The organism is Colwellia aquaemaris, assembly GCF_057548755.1.
The window spans coordinates 122,605-134,227 of sequence record NZ_BAAJLV010000005.1; the positions used below are offsets into that span (position 1 = coordinate 122,605).

General features: G+C 37.2%; 7 protein-coding genes. 4 read left to right on the forward strand and 3 right to left on the reverse strand.

Going from position 1 to position 11,623, the window contains the following annotated elements; genetic code table 11:
- Window positions 1–132: 132 nt before the first annotated feature.
- Window positions 133–2,235: an ATP-dependent DNA helicase DinG gene (gene dinG, locus AC27HL_RS14805; protein ID WP_487081817.1), complete on the reverse strand. Its 2,103-nt coding sequence runs from the start codon at window positions 2,233–2,235 to the stop codon at window positions 133–135.
- A 106-nt stretch (window positions 2,236–2,341) separates the two neighbouring features.
- Between dinG and AC27HL_RS14810 the strand changes: the two genes are divergently transcribed.
- The gene (locus AC27HL_RS14810) at window positions 2,342–4,819 is read left to right on the forward strand and encodes a DNA polymerase II (protein ID WP_487081818.1); all 2,478 of its coding nucleotides are present in this window, start codon (window positions 2,342–2,344) and stop codon (window positions 4,817–4,819) included.
- A 133-nt stretch (window positions 4,820–4,952) separates the two neighbouring features.
- Window positions 4,953–6,140, forward strand: a complete 1,188-nt coding sequence (locus tag AC27HL_RS14815) for a cystathionine beta-lyase (RefSeq protein WP_487081819.1) — start codon at window positions 4,953–4,955, stop codon at window positions 6,138–6,140.
- A 69-nt stretch (window positions 6,141–6,209) separates the two neighbouring features.
- Here the strand turns inward: AC27HL_RS14815 and AC27HL_RS14820 are convergent, their stop codons facing one another.
- On the reverse strand, window positions 6,210–8,384 hold the full coding sequence (locus tag AC27HL_RS14820; RefSeq protein WP_487081820.1) for a winged helix-turn-helix domain-containing protein: 2,175 nt from the start codon (window positions 8,382–8,384) through the stop codon (window positions 6,210–6,212).
- A 213-nt stretch (window positions 8,385–8,597) separates the two neighbouring features.
- Here AC27HL_RS14820 and AC27HL_RS14825 point away from each other — a divergent pair, with 213 nt between their 5' ends.
- Window positions 8,598–9,770 (forward strand): alpha/beta hydrolase-fold protein, encoded by a 1,173-nt coding sequence (locus tag AC27HL_RS14825; protein WP_487081821.1) that lies wholly within the window; start codon window positions 8,598–8,600, stop codon window positions 9,768–9,770.
- A gap of 13 nt (window positions 9,771–9,783) precedes the next feature.
- Window positions 9,784–10,038 (forward strand): hypothetical protein, encoded by a 255-nt coding sequence (locus AC27HL_RS14830; RefSeq protein WP_487081822.1) that lies wholly within the window; start codon window positions 9,784–9,786, stop codon window positions 10,036–10,038.
- A gap of 184 nt (window positions 10,039–10,222) precedes the next feature.
- On the opposite strand, the gene AC27HL_RS14835 is transcribed toward AC27HL_RS14830, so the two are convergent.
- Window positions 10,223–11,611 (reverse strand): alkaline phosphatase, encoded by a 1,389-nt coding sequence (locus AC27HL_RS14835; protein ID WP_487081823.1) that lies wholly within the window; start codon window positions 11,609–11,611, stop codon window positions 10,223–10,225.
- Window positions 11,612–11,623: the final 12 nt, after the last annotated feature.

Below are 11,623 nucleotides of genomic sequence, written 5' to 3' on the forward strand. Positions count from 1 at the left end.
ATACGGGATAACTTTGTTGGAATGAAAAACTATTTAATTGCTAAATGTTACCAAAAACAGTTTGTTATCAGTTTACTAGTTTAGTTAAGCATTGAGTTGTTAATTTATTTACAAAGTTAAAGGCGATAATCTTTATTCAATAATACGTTTAAAAGGCGGCAGTGAATTTAATAGGTCTTTACCGTAGCGTTTACTGACAACACGCTTGTCCATTAAGGTTATAATGCCGTAATCTTTTTCGTTTCTAAGCAAGCGGCCTGTGGCTTGAATTAGCTTTTTTGAAGTTTCAGGCACTGAAATTGACATAAACGGATTGCCGCCTTTTGCCGTTATATATTCAGCCTGTGCTTCCTCAACAGGGGAAGACGGCACGGAAAAAGGCAATTTGGTAATTATAACATTGGTTAAATAGTTGCCAGGTAAATCTAACCCCTCTGAAAAGCTTTGCGTACCAAATATAATGCTGACTTTTTCTTTATCGCATAGTGCTTTATGTGTTTCGATAATTTTTTGTCGTGATTGTTCGCCTTGCACTAAAATACTAAGTTTATTTTTTTCACGCAGGGCAGTAACCACTTTATCCATTTGCCAATAGGATGAAAATAATACTAATGTTGCTTTTCCACGCTTAATTAACGCTGGTAGCTTTTCAATAAGTTCATCAGTAAAGCCATCGGCACTGGGTTCATATTGCATTTTTGCTATCATTAATTGCGCATTATTTTGATAATCAAATGGTGAATCAACTTTTTGATACTGGCTGCCATCGTTAGTTTGCAAACCGGCTTGTCGACGAAAGTGATCAAAAGAGTTTAGTGCCAAAATTGTTGCCGAGCATAGAACCGCACCTTCACATTTTGACCACAACATATCTTCTAATGTGAAGCCAACTTCAATTGGTGACGCACACAATAAATAGTCATTGCGTTTACTTTCAAGTTGCTCCATCCAACGCGCCATAGGTGCACCTTTTTCACTGTCGGTTTTTGCGTACATTTGCCAGAGTGCATTGAAATTTTCTAGCCGTTGGATCATAAAGCCGGATTCAGCCAATAATGGCTCAGCTAAATACATTTGTGTGTCGCCATCTTTAACCGATTCCATCAAAAGGTTATAAAGCTTATTCAAATGGCTAAGTGATTTTTTAGAACTTTCACTTAAATCTTCTGCCCAATTTTTTAAAGACTTTGGAATTATTCCGTTTTCATAACGAAATAATGGCGTTTGATTTTTGCCGTTTTTTGCTGCCGTATCGTTGAAATAAATACTGCGATTATTGTCGATAAAAGCTAACACTTTTTGCATGTCGGCTAGAATATCTCGACAATCATCGGCTAATTTTATCGATGGTGAAATAGCACTTTGCGATTTTACTAATTTTGCAATTTTGTCACCGGTTTCTTGTAACTTTGCAAGCCAGTCAAGGGCTCCCTTGATGGTAAGGCTGGCGCTAGAGTGGTCACGCGTAACCTTGGGAAGGTGGTGAGCTTCGTCAATAATGTAAAAAGTCTCTTCAGGTGAAGGTAAAATTCTGCCGCCGCCCAGTTCTAAATCAGCAAGTAGCAAACTATGGTTAACAACGAGAACATCAGCGGCTTCCATTGTTTCTCTCGCTTTATGAAATGGACAATGTGCATGCTCAGATAAGTGCTTTAAGCAGCTGTGTTTGTCAGCTTGAATTTGTTGCCAAATTACATGATTTACGGGATCAGGCCAAGAATCAATATCGCCAGACCAAGAGTTGTCTGACAGCGCTTTATGCATGTTATTTAGCATTCTAATATCATGCGCTTGTGGTTTTTCCGCGAAAGTAAAACCCACTTGAGGGTTATCATCATTGGTTACAGCTTGAGATAATTTTTGTCGGCAAACATAGCGCTGTCGGCCTTTGGCTAAGGTGAAATTAAAATCAAGGCCGCTGTGTTTTTTTAAAAACGGTAAATCTTTATCAACTAACTGCTCTTGTAGTGCAACGGTGGCAGTTGCAATGCATACCTTTTTGTTTCTACTAAGTGCTAATGGGATTGAACCTAAGGCATACGCTAGTGACTTCCCCGTACCTGTGCCGGCTTCAATAGTGATGATTTTGCGTTGCTTGTCATATTCGCCAGCTAATGTTTTGGCAATTTCGGCAATTAAGAAGGTTTGTTGTTTGCGTGGGTTAAAATTGTTTAGGTTTTCACCTATGCTTTTATAGGAAGTTCGAATAACTTGCTTAATTTTTTCGCTTAACATTGCGGCTGTGGTTTCCTAAAAAGAATAGATGATTTACACTGCTGTATATATTAACAGTTTATTTGGATTGGTTGCACTAATTAATCCACTTGGTATTCGTCACTAAATGCAAATTTCTCCGCAAAATTTAAATGAACAGTCAAATATAGTGAATTTACAACGTGGTTTTATATTAACGCGTTCAGTGCGTGATCTAGGTAATGCAATCGAAATTACCTTGTGGTTAAAAACCCCTAAAGGCCCAGTTGAGCTTATTATTAATAATGAACGTGCAGTATTTTTTATTGAACATCAGCATGTTGATTCAGTTCAGCGTATTCTTAAAAGCCAGCAATTTAATTCTACACACATTAAGCCAGTCGCTTTAAAAACGTTTAACCAAGTGAAGGTTAATGTTGTTTATTTTTCTACCTTAAGAGAGTTTTATCAAGCAAGAGAAATTTTGAAAAAACAAGGTATTAAGTGCTATGAGGATGATTTTCGTCCTGATGATCGCTTTTTAATGGAACGTTTTATAACAGCTGATCTAGTTTTCTCTGGTCGGCAAGTGCCAATAAAAAATATCCCATTCCAACAAGCGAGATCACAGACAAATTATCAACGCTTTGAACAAGTAAAATGCAAGCGCATAGATAAAGCACTGCAAACAGATATTCAGTTAACGACGGTTTCGTTAGATATAGAATGCTCAATGTCGGGAGAGCTTTATTCTATTGGTTTGTACAGTGAAATGTGTCAATGCGTATTTATGATAGCTAATAGTGAAGAGGCTCAGCGGGAGCAAGAACAAAACACAGATGCAGATATCGAAATCATCTGGCAAGTTGATGAGCAGGCATTATTACATAGTCTATTAGTGTGGTTTAGTGAATATGATCCTGACATCATTATTGGTTGGAATGTCATTAACTTTGATTTTAACTTATTGCAAAAGCGCTACGATCTTTATGAAATTAAATTTGCGATTGGACGAGATGGCAGAGCACCGCATTGGCGTAAAAATATAGCCAGTGAACAACAATTTATTGAAATAAACGGCCGAGTTATTTTAGATGGCATAGATTTATTAAAAACTGCCACTTACAGTTTCCCAAGCTTTTCACTTGATAATGTTGCTAATACCTTGTTAGGTATAGGTAAAAAAGTAAATGATGTTGATAACCGCGTACAAGAAATTACCGATAACTTTAACCACAATAAAACTGCACTAGCACTATATAATTTGGAAGATTGCCGTTTAGTATCATTGATATTTCGCCATACCCAATTATTAGAATTTGCTATGTTACGAGCACAGCTAACGGGCTTAGCCATTGATAGAGTTGGCGGCTCAGTTGCGGCCTTTACCAACTTGTATTTACCGAAATTACATCGTAGTGGTTATGTGGCGCCAAATATGGGCGATGGCGACCAAGGCTTTGAATCACCTGGCGGCTTTGTTATGGACTCTATTCCGGGTCTTTACAACAATGTTTTGGTACTAGATTTTAAAAGCCTGTACCCCAGCATTATCAGAAGTTTTAATATCGACCCTATGGGTTTAATAGAAGGTCTGAAATCGCCCGAAACAGCTATAGAAGGCTTTGACGGCGCGTATTTTTCACGAGAGCAACATTTTTTACCGAATATTATTACCGAACTATGGAAAGAACGTGATAAAGCAAAAATAGAAAAAAACGCTGCTTTGTCGCAAGCGATAAAAATTATTATGAATTCTTTCTACGGTATTTTGGGCTCAACAGGGTGTCGTTTCTTTGATCCTCGTTTATCGGGTTCAATTACCAAGCGCAGTCACAGCCTGTTAAAAACCACGAAAACTTGGATAGAAGCAAAAGGTTATCAAGTGATTTACGGCGATACCGACTCGATATTTGTTCATATTGGTGACGAGCAAACACCGGAGTCGAGTAAAATTTTAGGCAAAACACTACAGGACTATATAAACCAGAAGTGGCAAGCGGTGTTACTGGAACAATTTAATATAGTGAGCGAGCTTGAAATAGAGTTTGAAACCCATTTTAGTAAATTTTTAATGCCAACAGTACGTGGACAAGAAGTTGGTACAAAAAAGCGCTATGCCGGCTTAGTTTTGAAAAATAACGAGCAACAACTGATATTTAAAGGATTAGAGAGTGTTCGTACTGATTGGACTGAATTGGCAAAGCAGTTTCAACGAAAGCTATACCAAATGGTATTTAATGATCAACCTGTGGCGGAGTATATTAAACAAGTTGTTGCAGAAACTTTGTCTGGATTACATGATGAAAACTTAGTTTATCGTAAACGATTACGCCGTAAACTTGAGCTGTACGTAAAAAATGTTCCGCCTCATGTTCGTGCAGCAAGACTCGCTGACGAAATTAACAAAACGCAGGGCAAACCACTGAAGTATCAAAATAAAGGCTGGATAGAGTACGTAATAACTACCAGTGGGCCACAAGCGAAAGGGTGTCAGACCGCACCGTTAGATTATCAGTTTTATATTGATCGACAATTACAAGCGGTTGCCGATGCCATATTACCGTTTATTAATACCAATTTTGATGAAATTACCAACGCGCAAATGAACTTGTTTGATTGTTAGTGGTATAAGATCAATTAAAACTATGTCATGACAAAATAATTCGTGCTTCTTTACGCCATCCGATATATAAAAGAGCTATAGATGGCTAGATAGCTAAATTTGTGCAGTATTAACGTTGGGAATTCTTGGGCTGATGAAAAAAGAAACAAAAATTATTAATGCAGGTCGTAAAAGCAAATGGACGCGTGGTGTTGTAAATCCGCCTGTAGAACGCGCGTCAACCGTGGTATTTGATTCTGTTAAAGAAATGAAACATGCAACGGCGAATAAAACTAATCAGGTATTGTTTTATGGTCGTCGCGGTACGTCAACGTCATTTGCCTTTAGTGATGCGATGACAGAGTTAGAAGGCGGTGCAGGTTGTGCTGTTTACCCGTCAGGTACTGCCGCTATTACCAATGCGATTTTAGCTTTTGTGAAAACTGGTGATCATATTTTAATGGTTGATACCGCTTATGAACCAACAAGAGATTATTGCGATAAAATTTTAGCTAAGTTAGGTATAGAAACCAGTTATTATGATCCATTAGTGGGTCGTGATATTGAATCACTCATTAAGCCTAATACCCGAGTTGTTTTTCTTGAATCGCCTGGTTCAATCACTATGGAAGTGCAAGATGTGCCAGCGATTGCAGAAGTTGCGCACCGACATAATTGTGTTGTAATGCTAGATAACACTTGGTCAGCTGGGGTGAATTTTCAACCATTTGACTATGGTGTTGATGTTTCTATTCAAGCTGCAACAAAATATATTGTTGGTCATTCGGATGTAATGTTAGGCACAGCAACCGCAAATGAAGTCCATTGGCCACAACTTAGAGAAAGCAGCTACACCATGGGGCAATGCACTTCGCCAGATGATTTATACTTGGCTATGCGCGGTATTAGAACCTTGCCGGTAAGGTTACAACAACATCAAGCAAGTGCGTTAAAAATTGCGCAATGGCTGTCTAATCGTGAAGAAGTGGAAACAGTGCTTCATCCTGCTTTTGAGTCTTGCCCTGGGCATGAAGTATTTGAACGTGATTTTACTGGCTCTAATGGTTTATTTTCATTTGTATTAAATAGAGGTAATCAAGCAGCACTAACCGCGCTTTTAGATGGTATGAAACATTTTAAAATGGGCTATTCGTGGGGCGGGTTTGAAAGTTTGATTCTTGGCATTGCTAAGGTTGGAAATTTACGCTCAGCAACACAGTGGCCTTATGAATATCCACTTATTCGTTTACATGTTGGTTTAGAAAATGTTGATGACTTAATTGCGGATTTAGAGCAAGGGTTTGAGCGTTTAAACGCAAGACTTAATTGTAGTAGCTCATAGCTATTCTGATAGTTATGCTTGATAATTTTTGCATAACCTGACAGGTAGCCAAGAGCTAAAAAGAGACATTCAATACATAGTGCGATGGACATCGCCTTCGAGGCTATTAGCGTCGCTCACTATTATGTTGCCTTTACTTATGTCATAACTAAAAAAGTCATTCAATGGTAGTTTCCGGCGCTCAGATTTTCTATTAATTGGAACGACATAAAGATATTCATTACCGTTTTCTGCATTAACGTAATAAAGGTTATTTGAATCGACCTTTACATGATAAAAATCAATTGGTAAGGATATTTGCGTATTAATAAAACTTATTTGTTTAGAAGGAGTGTTGTCATCACGGGATGAATAGCTTGCTTGGTATAAGGCGTTACTTTGTTGTTCAATAAAATAGACAAGTTCAGGTTGTTCATTGTCTTTCAAACCATACGCCCATCTTCCATCAAGTTTTAGCTTTTCATTGTTAGAGAGCTGGACTACTACCAATTCAGGGTTTCCATTAACAACCTGAGTAATAGCCACACTCTGGCTTGCAAGCCAATCCAAAGCAATGATTGGGTTTTTACTTTGATAAATTAAATGTTTTGACTTAAACGCAGTCAATGGTTTATTTGGGCTTAGTTCACTTATGGGAACTTGATAAACCTTGTTATCAACATTTAATAAAGCATGTTTATCGTTTTCAGAAATTGCAACATATTTGAGCCAATGAGAATTAGGTAAATTAGTGACTACTTTAGCCTGCTTATATTGATTGTTTGCTAAATATAATTGCATACGGCCACTTCGTTTTGAAACGAATAAATACTTATCGCTTTTGTGAAATAGTGCGGGATAAACATCAAGCACTGATGAATTATCAATAGAGTTGATGTTGTTGGACGAAATTAACCAGCGATTGTTATAGTTTTTGTTCTCTGTACTAAAGAGTATATTTTTCCCGTCAGGCAACCTTGCAAGCTTTGGTAATATTTCTTCTGATATATTGATAACTTCAGTAGCATTTTCGCCATTTATGTCACTTTTGATGATTCGCTGGGCAGGTGGAGATGCAAAGTAATACACTTGCTCTGAGTTATGATGCCATATAGCCTCATACACTGGCTTTTCAAACTTAATACCTTTTGTTATTTTGTTATCCGATAAATTTAGCGACAGTAACTGCGTTTTGTAGTCACTATCAGTGCTCATTACTAAAAGTTTCTTGCCATTAGGGGATATATCAAGACTATGGTGTCCCCAGCCCTTGGGGTGTGGTTGAGTAACAATCCTGTGCTCGCCAGTATCAACATCAAAAGCATAAATTTGATTCGGCCAATAATTCTTAGGTTGAGCAGCATAATAAAAGGTATTTTGACCAACATGATAATCTATATCTTTGACTCTCTTATTACTGCAATCAAATAGCTTTTTGGATGCTTTACTTATTTGATTTAGCTCTTCTGGCGCTGGTAAAAACTCTTGATAAACTCCGCATTTATTCTCCAAAATATCAAGGTAAAAAATGGTAGTTTGATTTGCATTACTGTCATTAATGATAGAAATGATTTGACTAATATTGCCTGCTATTTTTGCTTGGTTAGTGACTGAGGTGTCAATATTTTTTAGCCATAGCTCAAGACTTTTATGGTCATCATTTGCTTTCAAATAATATAAGTGCGTATTGTTTGGATGCATTATAGGAGACAGCTCTGCACCTTGATCTCGCGTTAATGCTACCGAGTAACTAATATTTGAGGAACTTTTGGTACTAGCTTTAAATATCATGAAATAGCTTAAAGCAATGACCAAAATAACAGTAAAAGAAATCCCTATATGAGTTTTCCACTTTTTTTCCAAAAAACCAAATGAGGCCATTTGGGCTGTGTTTTCATTAATTAAATTTGAACTATTTTGGGTTAAATCATTTTGACGTGAAGCGATGCATTCTAGTGTTTCAATATCACAAACGAGACGGTATCCCCGTTTAGGTACAGTTTGAATGTAATGCGGCTTTTTAGCATCATCACCCAGTAGCTTGCGAAGGTTACCTATTAACTTATTGATGGCATTGTCTGTAACGACAGAGCCCGCCCATAATTGGTCAAGTATATTTTGTCTTGAGATAACCGCATTTGGACGTTCAACAAATAGCCGCAGTAATTCAAATATTTTAGGCTCTATAAGTATTTCGGAATTATCACTAGCATTTAGTAAACGTGAATGTTCTACATCGAGTATATACTCGCCAAATTTGATCATAACCTACTATAATAAAACCCAAAATCATCACTCTCATTCAAACGATATCATACCGATAGCTATATTGAAAAAAGAATTAGCTTCAGTTCTCTAATTTGCCGACTGATTCGTAAAAATCACCTTTTCATCACCTTTTTTCCCTACAACTTCATTACTTTTCAAAGGTTACTTGTCACATTATCCCTCTAATATTAATAAGATAATGGAAAATTTATGTTTAAACAGATAGCAACTCTACTCTTTGTGTTTTTAATTTGTGTCGAGGAAACAAAAGCCAATGTACGCGGCACTTCAAACACTGACAGCTTGTATTCAACCATTTTGTCAGAACAACGAGATTTATTAATACATTTACCCAACAACTATAATCAAAATAAAATGCTTGATTATCCTGTGCTCTATTTATTGGACGGGCAAAGAAACTTTGCTCATACCGTTGGCACTTTAGATTTACTGAATCAATCTAATATGGCGCAAGAGATGATTGTAATCGCGATAAAAAACACACATCGAACAAGAGATTTCACTCCTACCTATGATGAAAGCTACAACGAATGGGGTATTTCAGGTGGTGCAGATGACTTTCTTGATTTCATTGAAAAAGAACTTAGTCCATATATTAATAAAAAATACCGTGCTAACAATTTTAAAATAATCTCAGGCCACTCCTTAGGAGGATTGCTTGCTATCTATGCTTTACAATCAAGACCCGAGCTATTTCAAGCGCACTTCGCATTCAGCCCGAGCTTATGGTGGCATACGCAGGTCATATTCAAGAAAGCAGAAAGCTTTTTGAAAAATTCAGACGAATTATACACATATCTTTATGTGAATATGGGGAATGAGGGCGTTCATATGTTGAGTTCATATGAGCGATATACAAAATTACTTAATTCACAGAGCCGAAAAGAATTTAAATTTAATTCAGATTTAGATATATCCGAAACCCACAATACTACTGCTCTTGCAGGACACTCATTAGCTTTTCAAAAGCTATATTCGACATTACGCCCGAGTCAAGAGACTATTGCTAAAGGAATGCCAGCAGTCAAAGAGTTCTACAAGAAACAATCCAAAATCTACGGCTATGAAATAAAGCCAAGCTACGGAGCCATTAATGGAGTAGCTTATAGCGTGTTGAATAAAAAAGACTTTGCTACAGCAATCGCTATTTTTAAGGAAAATGTAAAGAGTTATCCTTATAAAGCTGACGCCTATGATAGCTTGGCTGATGGCTATGAAGCTAATGGAGAGCTAGATAAAGCGTTGGAAATGAGAAATTTAGTCATTAAGAAAAGCATTGTAGAAAACGTTGAAAATAATGCCTATAAAACTCGCAAAATGAATCTATTAAAGTTGATTAAAACTAATAAAAACAAACCTTAATAAGGATTTGATTGTGATATACCTCTCGGCTTTACTGCTATTATTCGTCACCTTTCATTTGCATGCGGTAGTTATAAGACATGACGTAGATCCCAACTTGTATAAGGTTGATAACGTACCTCAGTTTTTTGTTGATATGCCATTTCAAGGGGGCGCAGTATTAATCGATAAACACTGGTTATTGGCACCTGCACATGTCATTTATACTTATGCTTTCATGTCAAAACAATGGGTATGTAAAAGGAGGATCATGAATTGGCAATGGTAAAACTGTCAGCACCATTTTCTTCGCTGCGTGCTCAGCAAAACGTTTAGGAGCGGTGAGGAGCAGTTCAGCACGGCAACACAATTCAGCTGCATTATTAAAATCAGGCACATATAGCGCAATAATTAAAAACGCCGAATAAAATATATTCGGCGTTTTTAATTTAGAAAGTAACTTTAGGGAAAAACTATTTTTTACCGAGTAATTGAAATATGTTTTTGGCGATTTCTGTATTGTCACTTAAGCCTTGAAAAAGTTCTTTTTGTTTACCCATAGCAAATACCGGAACGTCAACACCAGTATGACCAAAGGTTGTCCAACCCGTAATGCTACGTTGGTCGATAATGCGGTTGATATGTTGACGTAATAAACGTTGTGCTGTAGGTTTTTTCATTTTGACTTTTTCTGCTTTTGACAGCTTGTTATAAGAGATTAAAGCATCTGCTAAAGATTTTTTGGTTGCTATTAATTGTCCGGCTTCTGCTTCAGTTATTTCAAAATTAAGCAATTCACTCGCTTTTTTTGCTGTTATTTCTTGTATTGCTAACTTCTTAGCAATTGTATCAGGTGACATGGTCATGCTGCGCAGCACTTCAGGTTGCCATAAGTATTTGCCACCTTGTCCTATAGTAAAGCCACCTGTACTATGGTCTGCAGTAAGTATCACCAGAGTATCTGGGTTTTTCTCAACATAGCCTTCTAAATATTCAAGTGTTTTTGCTAAGTCATCCATTTCCGCCATAGCTACGGCAATATCATTGCTATGTCCGCCCCAATCAACTTGGCTGGCTTCAATTAGCATAAAAAAGCCATTTTTATTTTCTAATTGAGAAATAGCAGGTTTTACCATAGCAGATAGACGATGTTTATTGCTGTCATCTAATGCCCAAGGAAGGCCTTTATCTGCAAATAACCCTAATACTTTTTTATTGTTTGGTAGTGTTGCAAGCTGCTGGTAATTATCGATGTAACTGAAACCTTCAGCTTTGAATGCTTCAACTAAATTTTTATCTTCGCGGATAAAGTATTGCCAACCACCGCCAAGTAATACATCGATATTTTCATGTGCAGCTAAATAGCTATCTGCTATTTCGTCATAGTTATGACGACTTTCGTTATGCGCTAAATAAGAAGCAGGAGTTGCGTGGTTAATTTGTGAGGTAACTACCATGCCGGTTTTCTTACCTTGTTTTTTTGCCCAAACTAAAACAGATTCAACCGGTTTTTTATTAACATCAACACCGATAGCACCGTTGTATGATTTAGTGCCTGTGGCAAGTGCTGTTGCGCCAGCAGCTGAATCAGTAACATAACCTGAAACTCTCGCCGGATAGGTACTGCTGCTGCCAACTAAATGGCGATCAAAAACAGTCTGTTCAATTACAGCGGTATCTGGGTTGTCGTTAAAATAGCGATATGCTGTGGTATAGGCTGGCCCCATACCATCACCAACGATCATAATAATGTTTTTCGGACTATCGCTATCTGTTGAAGCATTACTAACATTATTGGCTTGTATTTGGCTACAAGACATCAACATTACGCTGGCTAAAATACTAGGAACGAATTTTCTCATGTGTTTTTCCGG